At 67.2% G+C, this 21,123-nt stretch carries 22 protein-coding genes; 7 read left to right on the top strand and 15 right to left on the bottom strand.

What is annotated here, in order from left to right; translation table 11 throughout:
* A partial coding sequence (locus TPR58_RS10895) for a transposase (RefSeq protein WP_346246680.1) occupies positions 1–411 on the top strand: 411 nt, incomplete at its 5' end.
* Positions 412–481: 70 nt separating this feature from the next.
* Here the strand turns inward: TPR58_RS10895 and TPR58_RS10890 are convergent.
* The 3 genes from TPR58_RS10890 to TPR58_RS10880 all read right to left on the bottom strand — a co-directional run bounded on the left by TPR58_RS10890 (position 482) and on the right by TPR58_RS10880 (position 3,164).
* A complete protein-coding gene (locus tag TPR58_RS10890; RefSeq protein ID WP_346246679.1) occupies positions 482–1,603 on the bottom strand; it encodes a hypothetical protein in 1,122 nt (373 codons plus the stop codon).
* A 240-nt stretch (positions 1,604–1,843) separates the two neighbouring features.
* A complete protein-coding gene (locus TPR58_RS10885) occupies positions 1,844–2,740 on the bottom strand; it encodes an SDR family NAD(P)-dependent oxidoreductase (protein ID WP_346246678.1) in 897 nt (298 codons plus the stop codon).
* Between the two features lie 109 nt (positions 2,741–2,849).
* Positions 2,850–3,164, bottom strand: a complete 315-nt coding sequence (locus tag TPR58_RS10880; protein WP_346246677.1) for a hypothetical protein — start codon at positions 3,162–3,164, stop codon at positions 2,850–2,852.
* 473 nt (positions 3,165–3,637) lie between these two features.
* Here TPR58_RS10880 and TPR58_RS10875 point away from each other — a divergent pair, with 473 nt between their 5' ends.
* Together TPR58_RS10875 and chrA are read left to right on the top strand one after the other, a co-directional pair.
* Complete coding sequence (locus TPR58_RS10875; protein WP_346246676.1) at positions 3,638–4,459, top strand: chromate resistance protein ChrB domain-containing protein; 822 nt, start codon at positions 3,638–3,640, stop codon at positions 4,457–4,459.
* Positions 4,456–5,859: a chromate efflux transporter gene (gene chrA / locus TPR58_RS10870; RefSeq protein ID WP_346246675.1), complete on the top strand. Its 1,404-nt coding sequence runs from the start codon at positions 4,456–4,458 to the stop codon at positions 5,857–5,859. Before TPR58_RS10875 ends, chrA begins: the two co-directional genes overlap by 4 nt.
* Before the next feature lie 335 nt (positions 5,860–6,194).
* Here chrA and TPR58_RS10865 read toward each other — a convergent pair whose 3' ends face one another.
* The 9 genes from TPR58_RS10865 to TPR58_RS10825 form a co-directional block, all read right to left on the bottom strand.
* Positions 6,195–6,554, bottom strand: coding sequence for a hypothetical protein (locus tag TPR58_RS10865; RefSeq protein ID WP_346246674.1), 360 nt, complete (start codon positions 6,552–6,554; stop codon positions 6,195–6,197).
* A 264-nt stretch (positions 6,555–6,818) separates the two neighbouring features.
* A complete protein-coding gene (gene phoB / locus TPR58_RS10860; protein ID WP_110153751.1) occupies positions 6,819–7,511 on the bottom strand; it encodes a phosphate regulon transcriptional regulator PhoB in 693 nt (230 codons plus the stop codon).
* 15 nt (positions 7,512–7,526) lie between these two features.
* Positions 7,527–8,228, bottom strand: a complete 702-nt coding sequence (phoU, locus tag TPR58_RS10855) for a phosphate signaling complex protein PhoU (protein WP_346246672.1) — start codon at positions 8,226–8,228, stop codon at positions 7,527–7,529.
* Complete coding sequence (gene pstB / locus TPR58_RS10850; RefSeq protein ID WP_346246693.1) at positions 8,228–9,031, bottom strand: phosphate ABC transporter ATP-binding protein PstB; 804 nt, start codon at positions 9,029–9,031, stop codon at positions 8,228–8,230. The genes phoU and pstB overlap by 1 nt, the downstream gene beginning before the upstream one ends.
* Positions 9,031–10,314, bottom strand: a complete 1,284-nt coding sequence (gene pstA, locus TPR58_RS10845; protein ID WP_346246671.1) for a phosphate ABC transporter permease PstA — start codon at positions 10,312–10,314, stop codon at positions 9,031–9,033. Before pstA ends, pstB begins: the two co-directional genes overlap by 1 nt.
* Complete coding sequence (pstC, locus tag TPR58_RS10840; protein WP_346246670.1) at positions 10,307–11,683, bottom strand: phosphate ABC transporter permease subunit PstC; 1,377 nt, start codon at positions 11,681–11,683, stop codon at positions 10,307–10,309. The genes pstA and pstC overlap by 8 nt, the downstream gene beginning before the upstream one ends.
* A gap of 10 nt (positions 11,684–11,693) precedes the next feature.
* Entirely contained in the window at positions 11,694–12,713 is a 1,020-nt protein-coding gene (locus tag TPR58_RS10835) for a substrate-binding domain-containing protein (RefSeq protein WP_346246669.1), read from the bottom strand.
* Between the two features lie 87 nt (positions 12,714–12,800).
* Positions 12,801–13,994 carry an ATP-binding protein gene (locus TPR58_RS10830; RefSeq protein ID WP_428835708.1) on the bottom strand — a complete coding sequence of 398 codons (1,194 nt, stop codon included), beginning with the start codon at positions 13,992–13,994 and terminating at the stop codon, positions 12,801–12,803.
* A gap of 146 nt (positions 13,995–14,140) precedes the next feature.
* Positions 14,141–14,827, bottom strand: a complete 687-nt coding sequence (locus TPR58_RS10825; protein ID WP_346246667.1) for an HAD-IA family hydrolase — start codon at positions 14,825–14,827, stop codon at positions 14,141–14,143.
* Between the two features lie 74 nt (positions 14,828–14,901).
* On the opposite strand from TPR58_RS10825, the gene glmU reads away from it, so the two are divergent.
* The 3 genes from glmU to TPR58_RS10810 all read left to right on the top strand — a co-directional run bounded on the left by glmU (position 14,902) and on the right by TPR58_RS10810 (position 18,418).
* Positions 14,902–16,266 carry a bifunctional UDP-N-acetylglucosamine diphosphorylase/glucosamine-1-phosphate N-acetyltransferase GlmU gene (gene glmU / locus TPR58_RS10820; RefSeq protein WP_346246665.1) on the top strand — a complete coding sequence of 455 codons (1,365 nt, stop codon included), beginning with the start codon at positions 14,902–14,904 and terminating at the stop codon, positions 16,264–16,266.
* 73 nt (positions 16,267–16,339) lie between these two features.
* Positions 16,340–18,163, top strand: coding sequence for a glutamine--fructose-6-phosphate transaminase (isomerizing) (gene glmS, locus TPR58_RS10815; protein ID WP_346246664.1), 1,824 nt, complete (start codon positions 16,340–16,342; stop codon positions 18,161–18,163).
* An 81-nt stretch (positions 18,164–18,244) separates the two neighbouring features.
* Entirely contained in the window at positions 18,245–18,418 is a 174-nt protein-coding gene (locus TPR58_RS10810) for a hypothetical protein (RefSeq protein WP_346246662.1), read from the top strand.
* Positions 18,419–18,579: 161 nt separating this feature from the next.
* Here TPR58_RS10810 and TPR58_RS10805 read toward each other — a convergent pair whose 3' ends face one another.
* Together TPR58_RS10805 and TPR58_RS10800 are read right to left on the bottom strand one after the other, a co-directional pair.
* A complete protein-coding gene (locus tag TPR58_RS10805; protein WP_346246661.1) occupies positions 18,580–18,843 on the bottom strand; it encodes a hypothetical protein in 264 nt (87 codons plus the stop codon).
* Positions 18,844–19,893, bottom strand: coding sequence for a Glu/Leu/Phe/Val family dehydrogenase (locus tag TPR58_RS10800; RefSeq protein WP_346246660.1), 1,050 nt, complete (start codon positions 19,891–19,893; stop codon positions 18,844–18,846). It abuts the gene before it with no gap.
* Between the two features lie 120 nt (positions 19,894–20,013).
* On the opposite strand from TPR58_RS10800, the gene TPR58_RS10795 reads away from it, so the two are divergent.
* Entirely contained in the window at positions 20,014–20,475 is a 462-nt protein-coding gene (locus tag TPR58_RS10795; protein ID WP_346246659.1) for an Lrp/AsnC family transcriptional regulator, read from the top strand.
* On the opposite strand, the gene TPR58_RS10790 is transcribed toward TPR58_RS10795, so the two are convergent.
* Positions 20,447–21,106: a DUF2238 domain-containing protein gene (locus TPR58_RS10790; RefSeq protein ID WP_346246658.1), complete on the bottom strand. Its 660-nt coding sequence runs from the start codon at positions 21,104–21,106 to the stop codon at positions 20,447–20,449. The genes TPR58_RS10795 and TPR58_RS10790 overlap by 29 nt on opposite strands.
* Positions 21,107–21,123: the final 17 nt, after the last annotated feature.

The following is a 21,123-nucleotide window of genomic DNA, read 5'->3' as shown; positions in this document are numbered from 1 at the left end:
CGCAAGGGTCTGGCGACGGCGCTCAAGCAAATCTACCGCGCCACTGATGCCGACGCTGCCGAGAAGGCGCTGACGGCGTTCGAGGCCGGTTCCTGGGGCCAGCGCTATCCCGCCATCGGCCAGAGCTGGCGGCGCGCGTGGAGCGAGGTCATCCCGTTCTTCGCCTTTCCCGACGAGGTCCGCAGGATCGTCTACACCACCAATGCCATCGAGGCGCTCAACTCCAAGCTCAGGCGGGCGGTCAGAGCCAGGGGCCACTTCCCCAGCGACGACGCTGCCACCAAGCTGCTCTATCTGATCTTGAACCGGTCCGAGAAAGAGTGGAAAATGCCGCCACGTGAGTGGTCCATGGCAAAGGCCCAGTTCGCCGTCATCTTCGGCGAGCGCTTCATCAAGGCCATGGCGGCGTAATGTTCAACCGCCCGCCCGCACACGAAAATCCTGACAGGCCCCGTCCCCCCTGATCCCGGGCCCCCGACCCTTACGCCATCGCCACCTGCTGCGTCGGCGGCAGGCTCTCGCGAAGCCCGCCCAGCAGGCCCACCACCCGGGCGCGCATCGGCTGCCAGAAGGCCGACAGCATCAGCAGCGCCGATCCGATCACCAGCCCGGTCAGCGCCGCGCTCAGCTCGACCGCGCCGGTCAGTTCGAACAGCGCGTACATCGCCCACAGCACATAGACGAGGCTGGACACCAGCAGCGCGCGGCGGTCCACCGCCAGCGCCACGAAGGCGAAGACGATGTACAGCGCCAGCACCACGCCCGCCATCGCCGGGCTGATATTGCCGTTGAACACGCCCAGCATGTGGAAGACCGGGTGCGCGATCAGCGGCGCCGCGGCCAGGTGCAGCCAGAAGGCGACGTCGGACCGGCGCGTGCGGCGCTCGCGGTCGGACATGTCCCATCGCATCGCCACCGCGAACACCGCCAGCCCGGCGACCAGCAGGATCGCGTTCAGCCATGCGTCCGATCCCGGCACGAACGCCATGATCGCCCCGACCGCCACCGTCACCAGCGCGACCGCGCCGACCGCGACGGTGATCGGCACCATGAACCGGCGCCAGTGGACCCAGGTCCCCGCTGCGGTCAGCACCCCGACGACGACCGCGATCGTCCCGGCCAGCCGGTTCACCGCCAGCTCGTCGGCAAGGCCGATGCCCAGCTTCTCGGCATACCAGGGCAGGTTGCCGCCCAGCAGCCCGCCGAACCCGGCGAACAGCCCGCCGGCAAAGCCCAGCAGCATCAGGATGCTCGGCAGCGCCATGCGCCGCTGGCGGGTGAAATATTCGCCCAGCAGCCAACTGGTGATCGCGACCGTAAAGCCGCCCGCGCTCAGCATCGCGCCGATATCGGCCGGGTCGTTCGGCGTGCCGCCGATCGCCTTGCCGGCAATGTACGACCCGATGAAGCCGACCGCGACCAGGATCAGTCCGGCGGCGATCGCGACGAAGATGTCGTTGAATCCGGTCAGCAGCCGGAAATGCTCCTCGTCGACCGTTGGCGTCGATCGCACCGCGGCGACATGGTTGCGCAGGGCCTCGGCAGCCTGGGGGGTGAGTGCCCCCGCCGCCACCGCGCCTGCAAGATCGCTTTCGCTATACATGGGTCCTCCTCCTGTGTTGTACTGGAGTATGACACCACCGTGTTGCTATGGCAATACACCTGCCGGCGAGGAGCGGATCGGTGTCAGGGAGATCGTTCAGGAACGTGCCTGTCTGTGCGTTGCAGCTCCGGCCCGCTCCCCCGCCCGATCACCCGACGGCAATATTCTATGGGTGGTCGGGTGGGGGCGCGGGCAGGTGCCGCCTCGAAAATCGCTATTTCGCGATTTTCTCGAACGGTCTCATCCCTGCAGCCTGGCCATGATCGACATCGCCTGTTCGGCGCCCGACTTGGGGACGATCTCGCCGGCCCGGTCGGTGATCTCGGCCCAGTGCGCCGCGATGCCCTCGGGGCTCAGCGCGTCGCCGGTCAGGTGGACGCCCTGGGTCAGCGTGACATAGGCCGCCTGGAACACGCCGGCGCCGGCGCCGACGATCGCGTTGGTCGGTGCGTCCTCGGACACCAGATAGAGTGCGGCAGGCGCCACCGTCTCGGGCGAGAAGGCCTTGAACGCCTCGCTCGGGAAGATGTCCTCGGTCATGCGCGTGCCGGCGGTCGGGGCCAGCGTGTTGACCTTGATATTGTGCTTCGCACCTTCGAGGTAGAGCGTCTTGGTCAGTCCGGCGAGGCCCAGCTTCGCCGCGCCGTAATTGGCCTGGCCGAAATTGCCGTACAGCCCGGTCGACGACGCGGTCATCAGGATGCGGCCGTAATTCTGCTCGCGCATCGTGTCCCACACCGCCTTGGTGCAGTTGGCCGATCCGATCAGATGGACCTTCACCACGAACTCGAAATCCTCGGGCGTCATCTTGGCGAAGCTCTTGTCGCGCAGGACGCCGGCATTGTTGATCAGGATGTCGACCCGGCCCCAGCGTTCCCTGGCCTGTTCGACCATCGCGACCATCTGGTCATATTCGGTCACGCTGCCGCCATTGGACAGCGCCTCGCCGCCCGCGGCCTCGATCTCCTCGACGACCTTCAGCGCGGCATCCGAATGTCCGGTACCGTCGCGCGACCCGCCCAGGTCGTTGACGACCACCCGGGCGCCGCGACGGGCGAGTTCGAGGGCATAGGCCCGGCCCAGCCCACCGCCGGCGCCGGTAATGATCGCGACGCGACCCTCGAAGGAAATGGTCATGGCAAGCGCTCTCCCGTCATCTGAGTCGGAGCGCTTCGTAGAACGGGTATGGAAAAAGGGGAACCGGGTGCATCATGGCCACCCCGGTCCCCTTCCGGTCTGCGGGTGTTCAGCGGCCGCCGCGCTGGCGGCACTGGTCGTACTGGCCCTTCTTGCAGATCGGGTAATTGGCGAGCGGCGCCGGCGGCGGGAAGGCCTGGGTCGGCGTCAGCGTGCTGGGCACGAACTCGATCTTGGCGCCCGCGGGCGGCGGCGAGCTGAACAACGGGGTGGCGGGCGCATAGCCGCCACGCGGCGTCTCGCTCTGCGCGCCGGTCTCCGGCGAGCTGGGGGTGGGCGGCGGCGCCGGATCGGCGGTCTGCGCCATCGCGCCGCCCGCGCAGAACGTCATCGCCGCGGCCGTCGCCAGGAAGAACAGCTTCATGGAAATCTCCTGTCGTAATGGAGCTTGGGAGCTCGGATGCGGCAACGCAGGAGGTGGCAGAAGGGTCCGGATGGGATGATTACGAGTTGGTAATGCAGACGTGACCGGCGACATGCGGGCGCTAAATTCCCTCTCCCCTGTGGATAGGGAGGGAGCCGGCGCAGCCGGCGCAAGGGTGAGGGGGAACTGGTCAGGCGAAGCGGGAGGCTCGATTCCTCCCTCGTGACGCGGAGGAAATACGTCGTTCGATACCGTCCGCCCACACACCCGTCATGCCGGCCGAGGCCGGCATCCACCGGCTGGCACATCCCGGATCCAAGGGTGCGCGCAACCCGGTCTCAAGCGGACAAACGCAGCACAAGGCCGTTTGACAGCCCCCGGCCCAAAATGCTTACTAAGCCCATGGGGACCGCGGTCTCCCCACGAGGCGTCAGCCGAAGAATCGCGTCCTGTCATTCAACCATGGACGCCGCATGCCCTCTCCAAATCACATCGCCCCCGACAAGCTGGCGCGCCTGATCGGCACGCCTTCCTCGCCCGCCATCATCGACGTCCGACCGGCCGATGATGCGATTCTGATCCCCGGCAGCCTCAGACTGGCCGCCAATGAAGTAGAGCGCTGGTCCGGAACCATCGCCGGACCCGCAGTGCTGGTCGATGCCGACGGATCCTCGTCGGCACAAGCGGCCGCGGCCTGGCTGCGGACCGAGGGCGTCGCCGCAGACGTTCTGGAAGGCGGGATCGCCGCCTGGCGGGCCGCTGGCCTGCCGTTGCTGGACGCATCGCGGCTGCCGCGTCGTGACGGGGCAGGGCGCTCCGTCTGGGTGACGCGCTCGCGCCCCAAGGTCGACCGTATCGCTTGCCCCTGGCTGATCCGCCGTTTCGTCGATCCGCGTGCGCGTTTCCTCTTCGCGCCGCCTGCCGATGTCCTGACGGTGGCGCGCGACGCGGGCGCGACGCCTTTCGACGTTGCCCATGAAGACGTATTCTGGAGCCACCGCGGCGATCGCTGCACCTTCGACCTGATGGTCGATGCGTTCGGTCTTGGCGCGTTCCCCGGTCTGGTTCATCTTGCCGCGATCGTGCGCGGCGCCGACACCGGCAAGCCCGATCTCGTTCCGGAAGCCGCCGGCCTGCTCGCCCTGTCGCTCGGGCTGTCGCGGATGCATGGCGACGATCATGAACAGCTCGACGCCGGAATGCCGTTCTACGACGCGCTCTACCGCTGGTGCCGCGACGCGCGCGCCGAGACCCATGACTGGGCCTCCCACACACCGCGCGAGGCGCGGTCATGAGCGGCGCGGCGATGACCGGCCCGGCCACCTCCGTTCGCCCGGCACCGGTGACCCTCCGCGAGGCATTCTGGGTGTGGCTCAGGGTTGCGATGCTGTCGTTCGGCGGCCCCGCCGGCCAGATTGCGGTGATGCACCGCATCCTGGTCGAGGAGCGAAGGTGGATCGGCGAACAGCGTTTCCTGCATGCCCTCAACTATTGCATGCTGCTGCCCGGGCCGGAGGCACAGCAACTCGCCACCTATATCGGCTGGCTGATGCACCGCACCCGGGGCGGCATCGTCGCCGGCACCTTGTTCGTCCTGCCCGGCCTGGTCTCGATCATGGCGCTCAGCTGGATCTACGTCCTCTACGGGAAGCTCGGGATCGTCACGGCGCTGTTCTTCGGACTGAAGGCGGCGGTGCTGGCTGTAGTGCTCCAGGCGGTCGTGCGGATCGGAAGCCGGGCGCTGCGGTCCAACGCGGCGTTCGCGCTGGCGGGGGCGGCCTTCGTGCTGATCTTCTTCATGGGCGTTCCGTTTCCCGCGGTCGTGCTTGCCGCCGGCCTGATCGGATGGTTCGCCAGCCGCGCCGGATCGACTGCCTTCGCCGGCGGCGGCGGACACGGCGCGTCGAAGGGCGTTCATGTCGACGATGCCGACACCTTGCTGGGTCAGGAGCTGCCGGCACATGCGCGCCCGACGTGGCGCGAAACGCTGCACACCGCGGTCGTCTGGCTGGCGCTGTGGCTGGTGCCGGTCGTTCTCCTCGTCGTCGTGCTCGGCCCCGACAATGTCTTCAGCCGCATCGCGACCTTCTTCTCGGCAATGGCGACGGTTACCTTCGGCGGCGCATATGCCGTGCTCGCCTATGTCGCGCAGGAGGCGGTCGAAGGCTATGGCTGGCTCCGCCCGACCGAAATGCTCGACGGCCTCGGCATGGCCGAGACCACGCCCGGTCCGCTGATCATGGTCCTGCAGTTCGTCGGTTTCCTCGGTGCCTATCGCAACGCTGGCGGCATCGATCCGCTGCTCGCCGCGACGCTTGGTGGCCTGCTCGCGACCTGGGTGACGTTCACGCCGTGCTTCCTCTGGATCTTCCTGGGCGCGCCGTTCATCGAACGGCTACGCGGCAACGCCGCCGTGTCGGGCGCGCTGGCTGCGATCACCGCGGCGGTGGTCGGGGTCGTGCTCAACCTCGCAATCTGGTTCGCACTCCACACCATCTTCCGCGACACGGTTCCGGTGTCCGCGGGTCCCGTACGGTTCGACGCGCCGGTGCTGGCCAGCGTCGATCCCTGGGCGCTGGTCCTTTGCGCCGCGGCGGTCGTCGCCGTTCTTCGGTTCAAGCTCGGCGTCATCCCGACCCTCCTCGCCGCTTCGGCGGCAGGGGTGGGGCTCCACCTTCTCGGCCTGGTCGGCTGATGCGAGACCTGAGCCCATCTCACCGGTTCATCGCGCAGCGTCGTGGAGGAAGGGGGCATGCGGTGCACCATCGGTCTGACGGAACGCCCGGCGTCACCACCCCCTCCACCCGGCTAAGATCGCGGGGACTAGCGCGCAAACCAGAACGGCTCGTCGATCCCCTGTGCCCATAGGTTTTCGAACTTGGCCCGCTCGATCGGGATCAGATCCGCGCCTTCAAATCCCTCGTCGAGCGACACATCGATAAGGGATGGACAGTCGTCCCCATGGCGTTGTTCGATCTCGATGCTGTTCCGCGTGATCCGTAAGCGTGGTCTGAGGACCGCGGAACGGCGCTACCAAGCGTAGAACGATAGCTCGCCAAAATTTCGGTGATCTAAACCAACGGAAAACGCCGTTAGGATCATTCCCTCGACCTCACCGATAGTTATTAGTCGGCCGTAAGAGCCTCGCTGTTCTGGATACGGAAAGTCCATAAAGACAATCCGCAGGTGCCTTGCATCCTCGACATCATCTGGGATGCCGGCATCAAAGTAAAATTGGACCGTCCTTTCTTGATCATCGATCAGCCCGAAAAAATTTCCCTGCATGCCGCCGGCCTCGTCGGACCATATCAAGCGAGCTTCCTGGAGACTAACTTCCTTTGCCTTGTCCGACGTCACTCCGCGGCCACCGTCGTTCCAATATGCTCGCATCGGTCATCCTCGAATATGTCTGCTCCGGAGAATGGTTAAACACGAGTGGGATGGCTGCAAGCGGCTCGATGCTGTTCCGCGTGATCCGGCCCTCTGCGTAGTGCTCGACGGATCTCAGCACGGCATCCTGGTCGCGGCTGATCTCGTAGAGAAGCCATTCCGGATCACGCTCGGGAACGATCGAGTCTGGCCAGCGCATCCGAAGATATTCGAGAGATCCTGCCTCACCCATTCGCTGCCCCTCGAACTACCCTCAGCCGCCCCTCAATTCCCCGCGTCCAGCGCGTACCCCGCGGAGCGCACCGTGCGGATGATGTCCGGCTTGTCGCCCAGGTTGATCGCCTTGCGCAGGCGGCGGATATGGACGTCGACGGTGCGGCTCTCGATATCGCTGTCATGGCCCCACACCGCGTCGAGCAGCCGCTCGCGCGAGAAGACCCAGCCGGGATGCTCGAGGAAATGCTTCAGCAGGCGGAACTCGGTCGGGCCCAGCGGCACGACCTCTCCGCCGCGGCGGACCTTGTGGCCGACCGTGTCCATCTCGATATCGGCATAGATCAGCGCCTCGCCGGCCAGGGCCGGGCGCACGCGGCGCAGCACCGCGCCGACGCGCGCGACCAGCTCGCGCGGGGAGAAGGGCTTGGTGACATAGTCGTCGGCGCCGGTCTCCAGCCCGCGGACCCGGTCCTCCTCTTCGCCGCGCGCGGTCAGCATGATGATCGGCACGTTCGCGGTCTCGGGCATGCGGCGCAGGCGGCGGCACACCTCGATCCCCGAAATGCCCTCGACCATCCAGTCGAGCAGGACGATGTCCGGCGTCGCTTCCTTCGCCAGCAACAGCGCTTCCTCGCCATCGGGGGTGTGCTTCACGTCGAAGTCCTCCCGCTTGAAGTGGAAGGTGACGAGCTCGGCCAGCGCGGCGTCGTCCTCGACCAGCAGCATCCGTGCACGTGCCATGATGTTTTCGACCTCTCAGTTGACGCCGGGTTCGCCGGCCTCGCGGTCGGCGAGGTAGCTTCCGGTCGCAGCGAAATAGACCATCTCCGCGACGTTGGTCGCATGGTCGCCGATGCGTTCGATATTCTTGGCGACGAACAGCAGGTGCGCGACCTGGCTGATCGTGCGCGGATTCTCGACCATGAACGTCACCAGCGTGCGGAAGATCGAGTCGTAGAAATCGTCGAGCGCGGTGTCGCGGGCGCACACCTGCTCGGCCATCGCCGCGTCGCGCGCGGAAAAGGCGTCGAGCACGTCATGCACCATGTCGCTGGCGATCTGCGCCATCGACGGCAGGATCGAGATCGCCTCGATCCGTTCCTCGCCCTCGGCATGGATCATCGGCACGCGCTTGGCGATGTTCTTGGCATAATCGCCGATCCGCTCGACCACGCCGCCGATCTTCAGCGCCGCCACCACGTCGCGCAGGTCGTCGGCCATCGGCGCGCGCAGCGCGATCACCCGCACCGCCAGCTTCTCGACCTCGGCCTCGATCGCGTCGATCTGCTTGTCGCGCTCGCGCACCTGTCGCGCCAGCGCCAGGTCGCCGCGCTGGAGCGCGATCATCGCCTCGGTGATCGCCTGCTCGGCCAGGCCGCCCATCTGCGAGATCAGCGCGCGGATCTGGCCGATGTCCTGGTCGAACGCCTTGACGGTATGCTCGGGGCCGCTCGCCATTAGCCGTACCTTCCGGTGATATAGTCCTTGGTCCGATCCATCTTCGGCGCGGTGAAGATGTCGTCGGTGACGCCATATTCGACCAGCTGGCCCAGATGGAAGAAGGCCGTGCGCTGCGACACCCGTGCCGCCTGCTGCATGTTGTGGGTGACGATCACGATCGCATATTTGCCGCGGAACTCGTGGATCAGCTCCTCGATCTTGGCGGTGGCGATCGGGTCGAGTGCCGAACAGGGCTCGTCCATCAGGATCACTTCCGGATCGACCGCGATCGCCCGGGCGATGCACAGCCGCTGCTGCTGCCCGCCCGACAGCGCGGTGCCGCTGTCGCTCAGCCGGTCCTTGACCTCGTCCCACAGGCCGGCGCGCTTCAGCGACCGCTCGACGATGACGTCCATCTCGGCCTTCGATCCGGCCAGCCCGTGGATCCGCGGGCCATAGGCGACATTCTCGTAGATCGACTTGGGGAAGGGGTTGGGCTTCTGGAACACCATGCCCACCCGCGCGCGCAGCTGGACCACGTCCATCGCGGGGGAATAGATGTCCTCGCCGTCCAGCCGGATATCGCCCTCGACCCGGGCCGAGGCGACGGTGTCGTTCATCCGGTTCAGCGTGCGCAGGAAGGTCGACTTGCCGCAGCCCGACGGGCCGATGAACGCGGTCACCTTGTCCATGTCGATGTCGATCGACACGTCGCGGATCGCCTGGTTGCTGCCATAGAAGACGTTGACGCCGTGCGCCGACATCTTGGGCCCGGCGACGGGCGCCGGCTTCGCGAAGGGGGTATCGGCCGTATCGGTCATCACCAGCGGGTCTCGAACTTGTTGCGAAGATAGATGGCGATGCCGTTCATGGCGAGCAGGAACACCAGCAGCACGATGATCGCGGCGCTGGTCTTCTCGACGAACGCGCGGCTGACCTCGTCGGACCACAGGAAGATCTGCACCGGCAGCACCGTTGCGGGATCGGTCAGGCCGTTCGGCGGCTGGACGATGAACGCGCGCATGCCGATCAGCAGCAGCGGCGCGGTCTCGCCCAGTGCGCGCGCCATGCCGATGATCGTGCCCGTCAGGATGCCCGGCATCGCGAGTGGCAGGACATGGTGGAACACCACCTGCACCCGGCTGGCGCCGATGCCCAGCGCCGCATCGCGGATCGACGGCGGCACCGCCTTGATCGCGTTGCGGCTGGCAATGACGATGACCGGCATGATCATCAGCGCCAGCGTCAGCCCGCCGACCAGCGCCGCCGATCGCGGCAGTAACGGGCCGAACTGGTGGCCGAACAGGTTCCAGCTGCCTAGGAACACCGCCAGCCCCAGCAGGCCGAAGATGATCGAGGGCACCGCCGCCAGGTTGTTGATCGACACCTCGATCAGGTCGGTCCAGCGGTTCCGCGGCGCATATTCCTCAAGATAGATCGCCGACAGCACGCCGACCGGGAAGGCGATCAGGAAGGTGACGAGCATCGTCAGCAGCGATCCCTTCAGCGCGCCCCAGATGCCGACCGCGGTCGGATCGATCGAGTTGCTGCTGGTCAGGAAGTCCGAATTGAAGCTGGTGCGGACCCGGTCGGCCGACTTCAGCCGCTCGGCCGCGGCATTGTCCGCCGCATTGCCTTCGCCGCGCAGCCCCATCTCGATCTTCGGCGACGCGGGCAGCCAGAAGACCTGCTTGCGGCCCAGCAGGTCGGGATCTGCCTTGATCGCCTCGCGCACCTTCAGCCACGCACTGTCCGAGATCGGCGCGTCGCCGCCATATTGGCTCGACGCCGCGCCCGATACGGCATTCTCCAGCTCGGCGCCCGACAGCGCGAGGTCGGCGCCCGGCGTGCGCAGCTGCGCGCGGTCGACCGGCAGCGCCAGCGCGGCGAAGTCCATCGTCACCGGCACTTCGCTGCGCCAGAAGCCGCGCGCGCCATTGGCGGCCATCGTGACCAGCAGGAAGGCGAGGAACGCGGCCGACAGCACCACCGCGGCGAGGCCCATCGCCTTGAACCGCCGCTCGCGCCCGTACCGCCTGCGGATGCGCCGGCGCATCGCTTCGCTGTTCCAGTCCGTCGGGGTCGGATCGAGCGCGCTATTCATAGGCTTCGCGGTACTTCTTCACGACGCGCAGCGCGACGATGTTGAGCAACAGGGTGATGACGAACAGCGTCAGGCCCAGCGCGAAGGCGGCCAGCGTCTTGGGGCTGTCGAACTCGGACTCGCCGGTCAGCAGGTCGACGATCTGCTTGGTGACGGTCGTCGCGCTCTCGAACGGGTTCAGCGTGATGTTGGCGGCGCCGCTGGCGGCCATCACCACGATCATCGTCTCGCCGATCGCGCGGCTGACGGCTAGCAGCACGCCGGCGACGACGCCGGGCAGCGCGGCGGGGATCAGCACGCGGGTGATCGTCTCGCTGGTGGTCGCGCCCATCGCCAGGCTGCCGTCGCGCATCGAACTGGGCACCGCCGCGATCGAATCGTCGGCCATCGACGACACGAACGGGATGATCATCACGCCCATCACCAGGCCCGCGGCCAGCGCGCTTTCCGCCGACGCGAACGGCATGCCCAGCATCACCGCCAGGTCGCGCACCGCCGGCGCCACGGTCAGCGCGGCGAAATAGCCATAGACCACCGTCGGCACGCCTGCGAGGATCTCCAGGATCGGCTTCATCCAGCGGCGCACGCGCGGCGCGGCATATTGCGTCAGGTAGATCGCGCTCATCAGCCCGAACGGGATCGCGACGATCATCGCGATCACCGCGCCGATGAAGAAGGTGCCCCAGAACAGCGGCACCGCGCCCAGCGACGCGCCGGGATCGTTGGCGTCGATGACCTGCGGGCTCCAGTGGGTGCCGAACAGGAATTCCCAGGGCGGGACCTTCTGGAAGAAGATCAGCGATTCCCACAACAGCGACAGGAAGATGCCCAATGTCGTCAGGATCGCGATCAGCGACGCGACCAGCAACAGGATCATCACGATCCGCTCGACCCGGGACCGCGCGCGGAAATCGGGGCGGATGCGGGTGAAGGCATAGGCGCCGCCGGCAAAGGCCAGCAGGATCGCCGCCAGCGACCCCATCCAGGCATAGCGGCTGCGCGCCGCGCGCATCGCGGGGGCAAGCTGCTGCGCGACCGGATCGAACGCCTTGCTCTCGGGATGCTCGGCGACGCGGCGTGCCTCGGACAGCAGCGCGTCGCGCTCGAAATCGAACTGCGGCAGCTGCGCCGCCGCCGGATCCTGCAGCACCGCCTGCTTGACCAGTCCGGGGCTGACCGAACTCCACACGGTGATGAACAGCAAGGCGGGCAGCACCGTCCACATCGCGACATACCAGCCATGCTGGCCGGGCAGCGAGTGGAGCCGCTTCATGCCGCCCCGGTCGAACCGTCCCGCGCGGGCGCGCGCGGTCAGCCAGGCGATCAGGCCCAGGCCGGCGATCAGGAGGATCAGGGCGAATGCGCTCATCTCGATCGCCTCAATGCAGGCCGTCGGCGGTCAGGGCGGTGCCCTGTGCGATGATCTGGAGCGACCGGGCGCGCGTCGCCTCGGGCGCGGCGATCAGCCCGCGCCGCACCAGCTTGCCGCCGGGATTCCACATCGACGAATACAGGCGGACGAAATCGGCCAGTCCGGGGACCGCGCGCAGGTGCCGCTTCTTCACATAGATGTAGAGCGGCCGCGCGCCGGGATACTGGCCGCCGGCGATCGTCTCGTAGCTGGGGGAGACGCCCTCGATCGGCACGCCGTGCAGCCGCTCGATATTCTCTTCCAGATAGGAATATCCGAACACGCCGACCGCATTGGGATTCTGAGCCAGCCCCTGGACGATCAGATTGTCGTTCTCGCCCTTGTCGATATAGGCGCCGTCGTCGCGGATCCGCTTGCACAATTTGTCGTAGGGCGCCGTGTCCTTGGCGGCCTTCAGCGCCTTGGCCCGGGGCTGCGCCTCGATACAGCCCGGCTCCATGATCAGCTCGACCAGTGCGTCGCGCGTGCCGCTGGTCGAGGGCGGGCCCATCACCTGGATCGGGATGGCGGGCAGGGCCGGGTTCACGTCGCGCCAGAAGCGCGTGCGATTGGGCTGGCCGTTCGGCGCCGCCGCCAGCGCGAGATAGACGTCGCGCTTCGACAATTGCAGCTTGGGGCCGTTGTTCGCCTCGGCCAGCGCGACGCCGTCGACGCCGATCTGGACCTCCAGCACGTCGCCCACGCCGTTCTTCGCGCACAGCTCGAACTCGGATTTCTTCATCCGGCGCGATGCGTTGACCACGTCGGGATATTCCCAGCCGGCGCCGTCGCAGAAGCGCTTCATCCCCGCGCCGGTGCCGATCGATTCGACCACCGGCGGCTTGCGGCTGCTGTCCTGGTTGACGAATGCTTCCGCCACCGCGGTCGTGAACGGGAATACGGTCGACGATCCCACCACGCGGATCTCGCGCGCGGAGGTGCTGTCGCAACCCTGAAGGGCAAGCGCGGCAACCGCCAGAAGCGTCATCCTGCGAAGAATGAGAGGTCTCCCCGGGGCAGGTGGGTGAGAATCGGCCCCGTTCGCGTCCGCCTTTCTTGCAGTACGGTTACGCCTTTATGACACGGCTTCCGGGGGCTGCGCTCCGGTCAGCCCGGGCAGCAGGATCGTGACCGTCGTTCCCTTGCCGACGATGCTCGCGATATCCAGCCGCCCGCGATGCCGCTCGACGACATGCTTGACGATCGCCAGCCCCAGCCCGGTGCCGCCCATCGCCCGGCTGCGTCCGGAATCGACGCGGTAGAAGCGCTCGGTCAGCCTCGGGATATGTTCGGGCGGAATGCCTTCGCCCTCGTCGGCGACGCTCAGCTGGACCATCCCGTCATCGCGCTGCGCCAGCTGGAAGCGGACCGGGGTGGCATCCCGGCCATATTTCATCGCATTGCCGATGATGTTGTGAAGCAGCTGCGACAGCTGGACCCGGTCGCCCAGCACCGGGGGCACTGCGCTCAGGTCGAACTCCAGGTCGGCCGCGCGGGGGCGTCCGCCGCCGATCAGCTCCAGCCGGACTTCCTCGACCAGCGTGTTCAGGTCGACCGTCTGTTCGGGCTTGCGATATTTGTCCGCCTCGATCCGCGACAGCGAGATCAGGTCCTCGATCAGGCGCTGCATCCGCCGCGCCTCGTCGTTCATGATCTTGAGGAACCGGCCGCGGATCGCCGGGTCCTCGCCCGCCTCGTCCTGCAGCGTCTCGATATAGCCGAGCAGCGAGGCGAGGGGGGTGCGCAGCTCGTGGCTGGCATTGGCGACGAAGTCGACGCGCATCCGTTCGGCGGTATAGCTGCCGGTCCGGTCGATCAGGTGGACGATCCGCCTTGTGCCCAGGTCGTGGACCCGCATTTCCCAGCGCTGCTCGCGCGTGCCGAGCCCGACCAGGTGGATCGGCGCGCCCGGCATCGCCTGTGCCGGGTTCAGCAGCCGCTCGGCCGCGGCGGGGTGGCGGATCGCCAGGCGGATGTCCTCGCCCAGGATATGCTGGCCCAGCAGCGCGCGGGCGGCATGGTTGGCGGACAGGACGCGGTTCGCGGCGACGACCAGCACCGGTTCGGCGATTCCCTCCATCGCCTCGGCCAGCGGCGGCTCGCGGCTCTCGGGCGCGGCCGGCTGCGCGGCGATGACGTGCGGTTCGCTCTGCCCGCTGGCGATCAGCACCGCCGCCACGCCGCACACCAGCATCAGCAGCGCCGACTGCGCGTCATGGTTCAGCACGAAGCTCGCCAGTGCGGCGAGGCCGGCGACGATCAGGGCCATTGCCGTGCGAAGAGCGGAAGGAGAGCGCATCGGTTTCCGCCCTTAGCGCGGCCGGCTGCGCTTGACGATTGCCAATGCACCGTCCTGGCCGGCTCCCGCCATTTCGGACGGGTTTGCCTGCGATATATCTTGGCGTAGGAAGCTTCCTACGCGCCGTGTCGCGATCCGACCGCCTCGAGCACCGTTTCGAGCTCGCCGAATCGATCGATCACCGCGTCCGCCTGAAGCGCCTCGACCGGCTGCATCAGGAACCCGAAACTGACCGCGATGCCTGGAATGCCGGCATTCTTCGCCGCCAGCATGTCATAGATCGAATCGCCGACGAACGCCGCCCGCCCGCCGCCGCAGCGGCGGATCATTTCCCGGATCGGCAGCGCCGACGGCTTGGCGTTGCCCCGGCCCATCGTATCGCCGCCGATGATTGCCGCGAACCGGCTGGAAAGTCCCATGATATCAAGCAGCTTGACCGCCAGCCGCTCGAACTTGTTGGTCACCACCGCCAGCTGGACGCCGCGCCCCGCCAGCGTGTCGAGCGCCTCGATCATCTCCGGAAACGGCACCGTGCCCACCGCGATATTGGCTTCGTAATAGGCCAGCAGCTCGGGATAGACCCGCTCCATCACCGCCTGGTCGAACCCGCCCGACGCCTCCAGTCCCTGCTCCAGCATCGCCTTCGCCCCGCGCCCGATCATCGCCTTCACCGCCTCCGGCGCCAGCAGCGGCCGCCCCGCCAGTGCCAGCGCATGGTTGGTCGCCGCGGCCAGGTCCGCGCCGGTATCCAGCAGGGTGCCGTCCAGATCGAATCCGACGATGTCGAAGGGGAAATTTGCCATGACCCGCCGGGCCTGCCGCCGCCCTATGGAAATGGCAACTGCTTCGTGGCAGGGGCATCCCGATAGGAGTGTTCATGACTGCACCGATCGCCGCGATCATCCTGGCTGCCGGCAAGGGCACGCGGATGAAATCCGACCTGCACAAGGTGCTCCACCCGATCGCCGGGCGGCCCATGCTGCTGCACCTCATCGACAGCCTCGACGCCGCCGGCGTGACCGAGCGGGTGGTCGTGGTCGGCAGCCTGCGCGAGCAGGTCGAGGCGGCCGTGGTGCCGCTGGGCGCGCGGATCGCGGTGCAGGACGACCAGCTCGGTACCGCCCACGCCACGCTGCAGGCCAGGGCTGCGCTGGAGGGGTTCGACGGGATCGCGGTGATCTGCTTCGGCGACGTGCCGTTCCTGGGCACCGGCACGGTCATCCGGCTGGTCGAGCGCCTGCAGGCGAAGGACCATCCCCGGGTCGCGGTGCTGGGCTTCCGCCCCGAGAATCCGGGCGCCTATGGCCGGATCATGGCCGAGGGCGATGGCCGCATCCTCGCGATGGTCGAATACAAGGACGCGAACGAGCGCCAGCGCGCCGAGCGCCTGTGCAACTCGGGCGTCATGGCCGTCCGCACCGCCGATCTGTGGCCGCTGCTGGAGCGGGTGGGCAACGACAATGCGGCGGGCGAATATTATCTTCCCGACATCGTCATGCTGACCATCCAGGACGGCGAGCGTCCGGTGGTGATCGAGGCGAGCGAGGCCGAGGTCATGGGCGTCAACAGCCGCGCCGAACTGGCCGGCGCCGAACTGGTGTGGCAGCGCGCACGGCGCGAGCGCGCCATGGCCGACGGCGCCACGCTGATCGCGCCCGAGACGGTGTGGTTCGCCCATGACACCCAGGTCGGCCGCGACGTGCTGATCGAGCCGCACGTTATCTTCGGACCGGGGGTTCGTGTCGCAGATCGGGTGACGATCCACGCCTTCAGTCATATCGAGGGCGCCGAGATCCTCTCCGGCGCACAGATCGGCCCCTATGCCCGGCTGCGCCCCGGCACCCGGCTGGAACAGGGCGCGAAGATCGGCAATTTCGTCGAGACCAAGAACACCGTGATGGGCCCCGGTGCCAAGGCCAACCACCTGACCTATCTGGGCGACGCGACCGTCGGAGCGGGCGCGAACATCGGCGCGGGCACCATCACCTGCAATTATGACGGTTTCTTCAAGTCGCGGACAGCAATCGGCAACGGCGCCTTTGTAGGAAGCAACAGCGCGCTCGTTGCGCCGGTCACGATCGGCGACGGCGCGATCGTCGCCGCCGGGTCGGTGGTGACGCGCGACATCGAGAACAACGCGCTGGGCATCACCCGCGCGGCGCAGGAGGTGAAGCCCGGCTGGGCGCGGAAATTCCGCGAACTGCGCGCGGCGAAGAAGGCGGAGCAGAAGGCCGCCAAGTAACGGGTCGTCTCCGATCGCGGAGGGGACAGGCAATCATCACCCCTCCGCTTCGGAGGGCGGAAGGCAGAAGACCATGTGCGGAATCGTCGGAATCGTCGGCAGGGAAGACGTTGCGGAGCGGCTGTATGACGGGCTGAAGCGGCTCGAATATCGCGGCTATGATTCGGCCGGCATCGCCACCGACCATGACGGCCGGATCGAGCGTCGCCGCGCATCGGGCAAGCTGGTCAATCTCGGCAAGGAACTGGCCGCGAACCCGCTGCCCGGCACCACCGGCATCGCCCATACCCGCTGGGCGACGCATGGCGGACCGACGACCAACAACGCCCATCCGCATGCCACCGGCGAACTCGCGCTGGTCCACAACGGCATCATCGAGAATTTCAAGGCGCTGCGCGACGAACTGATCGCGCGCGGCCGCGTGTTCGAGAGCGAGACCGATACCGAGGTCGTCGCGCATCTGGTCAGCGAGAAGGTTGAGGCCGGCATGGCCCCCGCCGACGCGGTGCGCGAGGTGCTGCCGCGGCTACACGGCGCGTTCGCGCTGGCGATCCTGTTCCGCCAGCATCCCGACCTGCTGGTCGGCGCGCGCCTCGGCTCGCCGCTAGTGGTGGGCTATGGCGACGGCGAGACCTATCTGGGATCGGACGCGCTGGCGCTGGCCCCGCTGACCCAGCGCATCGCCTATCTCGAGGAGGGCGACTGGGTCGTCATCACCCGCGGGGGCGCGGAGATCTTCGACAAGGACAACAACCCCGTCGAACGTCCCGTCACCATCTCCGGCGTGACCGGCGAGCTGACGTCCAAGGGCAATCATCGCCACTATATGCTCAAGGAGATCTACGAGCAGCCGATCGTCGTCGCCCAGACGCTTCGCGCCTATCTCCAGCGGATGGAAGACCGCGTCACGCTGCCGATTCCCGAATTCGACCTGGCGGGGATCAAGCGGGTGACGATCGTCGCGTGCGGTACCAGCTTCTATGCCGGCATGGTCGCCAAATACTGGTTCGAGCAGTTCGCCCGCGTCGCGGTCGACCTCGATGTCGCGTCGGAGTTCCGATATCGCGCGCCGGTGATGGAGGAAGGCGGGCTGATGATCGTCATCAGCCAGTCGGGCGAGACCGCCGACACGCTCGCCGCGCTGCGCCACGCCCGCGCCGAGGGGCAGACCATCGCCGCGGTGGTCAACGTGCCGACCAGTTCGATGGCACGCGAGGCCGACCTGCTGCTGCCGACGCATGCCGGGCCGGAGATCGGCGTCGCCTCGACTAAGGCGTTCACCTGCCAGCTGGCGGTGCTCGCCGCGCTGGCTGCCAACCTGGCGCGCGCCAAGGGCAAGCTTAGCCCCGCCGAGGAGAAGGCGATCGTCAAGCACCTGGCCGAGGCGCCCGCGGCGCTGAACGCCGCGCTTGCCTATGACGAGTCGATCCAGGCGATGGCGGGCACGATCGCGGCGGCGCGCGACGTGCTGTACCTCGGCCGCGGTACCGATTATCCGCTGGCGCTGGAAGGCGCGCTGAAGCTGAAGGAAATCAGCTACATCCATGCCGAGGGCTATGCCGCCGGCGAGATGAAGCACGGCCCGATCGCGCTGATCGACGATGCGGTGCCGGTGATCGTGATCGCGCCGTCGGGCCCGTTGTTCGAGAAGACCGTGTCGAACATGCAGGAAGTCCAGGCGCGTGGCGGCAAGGTCGTGCTGATCAGCGACTATGACGGCGTCCAGGCGGCGGGCGAGGGCTGCATCGCCACGATCACCATGCCCAAGGTCCACCCGCTGATCGCGCCGCTCGTCTACGCGGTGCCGGTCCAGCTGCTGGCCTATCATGTGGCGGTCGCCAAGGGCACCGACGTCGACCAGCCGCGCAACCTGGCGAAGTCCGTCACGGTGGAGTGATCACCGGGTTGCTGCAAAGGCGCTCGACCGGATTCACAGAGAAGGATAGGGTTTGGCGCACATGTGGCGGGCGGAAGGCGGATGCGAACGATCATTTCCATGGCGGCCGGGTTGGCAATCGCATTTTTGGTATTCTTGGCTGACCCGCTGCGTGACTCCGGCCTGTCAGCGACATTCGGAATATTTATCGGGATTTTCACTGCCGATTTTGCCAGGTTCATCCTGAAATATTTCGCGGAAAAGAAGACAAGCTAGCTCTGACCGCCGTCGAAATGCGCCGGTTGAGCCAACCCCATTTCGTCGTGAGTGCCGAGTCAGTCTAGCCCACACAATGGCTTGAGCCATAGGTGAACGCGGCATGAACCTCGGCACCGTATCAAAGGTGGCGTAGTGAGTGGTTGGAGGGCATGCCTCACTCAGGCCGCCTCTACGACGAGCCGGCGCGTCATTTCCGGCACCAGCGTCACCTCGTGCACCAGCACGAACTCGCGTAGCTTCGCCGCGACGATTTCCAGCGCGTCGCCGGTCAGGTCGGGCACCGCGCAGGCGATGTCGAGCAGGTCACCGTTTCGCCGGACGACGACGTCGCTGGGCACCATCCAGCGTTGCGAGAACAGGCCGATCACGCGCGGCAGCGTCTGGGGATCGGCTGCCGCGCGGATGTGGAGGGTGGCGGTCATCTAGGCCGCCAGCCTCTTGGCCGATGCAATGATCTCGCGTGCCATGCGGTCGGCGACCAGCGCGGGGGAGACGCCCTCGCGGTCGGCTTGGTCCAGGATCGTCGCGACGCGCGGGCCGATCGCCATGACGCGCGCCTCGACATCGAGCGAGCTCTCGCCGAGATATTCGGCCGAGACGTTGATGATGCCGCCGGCATTGGCGACGTAATCGGGCACATAGGTGATGCCGCGATCGACGAGCAGCGCCGCCACATCGGGCGTCGCCAGCTGGTTGTTCGCCGCGCCGCAGACCAGCTTCGCCGGCATCGCCGCGACCGTCGCAGCATCCAGCGCGCCGCCCAGCGCGCAAGGCGCGAAGATTTCGGCCTCGGCCGTCGCGATCTCGGCCACGTCGACCACCCGCGCGCCGTGGATTGCCGCCAGCCGCTCGCGCCGTTCCGGATCGACATCGGCCAGCACCAGCCGCGCGCCGGCATCGGCCAGCATCCGGCACAGGATTCCGCCGACATTGCCGGTGCCCTGTACCGCGACGGTGAGTTCGGACAGGTCCGCGCCTAGGCTGCGCCGTGCGGCGACCGCCATCGCCTCGAACACGCCCAGCGCGGTCCAGGGCGAAGGATCGCCGCCCGCCAGCCCAGGCCGGGCGGTGCGCCCCGCGACATGGCGCGTCTCGTCGGCGATCACCTCCATATCGCGGACTCGGGTGCCGACATCCTCTGCAGTGACGTAGCGGCCCTCGAGCGCACGCACCGCACGACCGAAGGCGCGGAACAGTGCGTCGCGATCGAACGGCCCCTCGGGCAGGCGAAGCACCGCCTTGCCGCCGCCGAACGGCAGCCCGGCCATCGCATTCTTGTAGCTCATCCCCTCGGCCAGCCGCACCGCATCGGCTGCGACCGCATCGGCATCGGGATAGCGCCAGAAGCGGCAGCCCCCGGCCGCCGGCCCGAGCGCGGTCGAGTGGATCGCGATGACGCCGGACAGGCCGGACTCACGGTCCTCCAGTTGAACCAGTTGCTCCACCGGCATTGCAAATCGCGCATCGACCATCAGACGTCTCCTTGATGGGCGGCAATCTGATCGAAGCGGGCGAGAAAGTCTGACCTAAGGTTGGAGCGGTTTCGCTGTATTGGGTGACATTGACCTGAATATGGTTAGAGTTGGGTGATTATGACCGATCTCGATCCCTATGAGCGAAAGATCCTCCGCGAACTTCAGGCGGATGCCAGCCTGACGACCGCCCAGCTTGCGGAGCGGGTGGGCCTGTCCGCCTCGCCGTGCTGGCGCCGCATCGACCGACTGGAGCGGGAGGGCATCATCCGCCGCCGCGTCGCGCTGGTCGATCGGCGGAAGGTAGGGCTGAACGCCCAGATCTTCGCGCAGGTGAAGCTGAACGCGCATGGCCGCGCGAACCTCGACGAGTTCAGCGAGGCGATCCGCGGCTTTCCCGAAGTGCTCGACGCCTATGTGCTGATGGGGTCGATGGATTTCATGCTTCGCATCGTCGCCAAGGATATCGAGGCTTATGAGCGCTTCTTCTTCGACCAGCTGAGCCGGTTGCCGGGGGTGCAGGAAATCAACTCGACGGTGGCGCTGTCCGAGATCAAGTCGACGAGCGAGCTGCCGATCTGATCGGGGGCCGCCTGGGCCATAGCGCCGCGATCACCGCGCCGGCCATGGCGATCGCCATGTCCTTCTGCGCATCCCAGACGTCGCCCTGCTGGCCGTTATAATCGTCCGCCATCTCGGGCGCGACGAGCAATGTCAGCAGCCATTCGAACACTTCGTAAAAGGCGCTCGCGGCACCGACGAACAGGATCGCGGTCCAGGCGCTGTTGCGCCGGCCCATGCCCGCGTGCCGCTGCATCGCCTCGGCATAGGGCGGCACCCAGCACAGGCCGAAGGCGAAATGGACCAGCCGGTCATAGCCGTTGCGCGACATGCCCAGGGCGTCGCTGATCGTGTGGCCGGTGAGCGCGTGCGCCCAGCTGTCATAGGGGACGTTCGAATAGGTGTAGCGGCCGCCGAGCGTATGCAGCAGCCAGAAGGCCAGCAACCCGCCGACCGCGGCGTTCGACAGGGGCCAGCGCGCCAGCAGCGGCGGCGCGGCGAGGATCAGCAGCGCGGTCGGGATATGCTGAAGCGGCGCGATCTGCGGATAAGGCTGGTTCACGTTCGCGAGCGCGACGGCCAGCGCCAGGACGATGAGCATGGCGAGCTGCAGGGGCGGAAGCGTGCGCCACGCGGTGAGATAACCGGTCATGGCAGCAGGGATGGCAG

It is taken from the genome of Sphingomonas rustica (assembly GCF_039652585.1).
Taxonomy (GTDB): Bacteria; Pseudomonadota; Alphaproteobacteria; order Sphingomonadales; family Sphingomonadaceae; genus Sphingomonas; species Sphingomonas rustica.
This window is presented reverse-complemented; position numbering and strand designations above follow the sequence as displayed.

Coding starts and splice junctions, on each gene's coding strand:
- TPR58_RS10890 (WP_346246679.1), bottom strand. CDS start 1,603: ATGTATAGCGAAAGCGATCTTGCAGGCGCGGTGGCGGCGGGGGCACTC.
- TPR58_RS10885 (WP_346246678.1), bottom strand. CDS start 2,740: ATGACCATTTCCTTCGAGGGTCGCGTCGCGATCATTACCGGCGCCGGC.
- TPR58_RS10880 (WP_346246677.1), bottom strand. CDS start 3,164: ATGAAGCTGTTCTTCCTGGCGACGGCCGCGGCGATGACGTTCTGCGCG.
- TPR58_RS10875 (WP_346246676.1), top strand. CDS start 3,638: ATGCCCTCTCCAAATCACATCGCCCCCGACAAGCTGGCGCGCCTGATC.
- chrA (WP_346246675.1), top strand. CDS start 4,456: ATGAGCGGCGCGGCGATGACCGGCCCGGCCACCTCCGTTCGCCCGGCA.
- TPR58_RS10865 (WP_346246674.1), bottom strand. CDS start 6,554: ATGCGAGCATATTGGAACGACGGTGGCCGCGGAGTGACGTCGGACAAG.
- phoB (WP_110153751.1), bottom strand. CDS start 7,511: ATGGCACGTGCACGGATGCTGCTGGTCGAGGACGACGCCGCGCTGGCC.
- phoU (WP_346246672.1), bottom strand. CDS start 8,228: ATGGCGAGCGGCCCCGAGCATACCGTCAAGGCGTTCGACCAGGACATC.
- pstB (WP_346246693.1), bottom strand. CDS start 9,031: ATGACCGATACGGCCGATACCCCCTTCGCGAAGCCGGCGCCCGTCGCC.
- pstA (WP_346246671.1), bottom strand. CDS start 10,314: ATGAATAGCGCGCTCGATCCGACCCCGACGGACTGGAACAGCGAAGCG.
- pstC (WP_346246670.1), bottom strand. CDS start 11,683: ATGAGCGCATTCGCCCTGATCCTCCTGATCGCCGGCCTGGGCCTGATC.
- TPR58_RS10835 (WP_346246669.1), bottom strand. CDS start 12,713: ATGACGCTTCTGGCGGTTGCCGCGCTTGCCCTTCAGGGTTGCGACAGC.
- TPR58_RS10830 (WP_428835708.1), bottom strand. CDS start 13,994: ATGGCCCTGATCGTCGCCGGCCTCGCCGCACTGGCGAGCTTCGTGCTG.
- TPR58_RS10825 (WP_346246667.1), bottom strand. CDS start 14,827: ATGGCAAATTTCCCCTTCGACATCGTCGGATTCGATCTGGACGGCACC.
- glmU (WP_346246665.1), top strand. CDS start 14,902: ATGACTGCACCGATCGCCGCGATCATCCTGGCTGCCGGCAAGGGCACG.
- glmS (WP_346246664.1), top strand. CDS start 16,340: ATGTGCGGAATCGTCGGAATCGTCGGCAGGGAAGACGTTGCGGAGCGG.
- TPR58_RS10810 (WP_346246662.1), top strand. CDS start 18,245: ATGCGAACGATCATTTCCATGGCGGCCGGGTTGGCAATCGCATTTTTG.
- TPR58_RS10805 (WP_346246661.1), bottom strand. CDS start 18,843: ATGACCGCCACCCTCCACATCCGCGCGGCAGCCGATCCCCAGACGCTG.
- TPR58_RS10800 (WP_346246660.1), bottom strand. CDS start 19,893: ATGGTCGATGCGCGATTTGCAATGCCGGTGGAGCAACTGGTTCAACTG.
- TPR58_RS10795 (WP_346246659.1), top strand. CDS start 20,014: ATGACCGATCTCGATCCCTATGAGCGAAAGATCCTCCGCGAACTTCAG.
- TPR58_RS10790 (WP_346246658.1), bottom strand. CDS start 21,106: ATGACCGGTTATCTCACCGCGTGGCGCACGCTTCCGCCCCTGCAGCTC.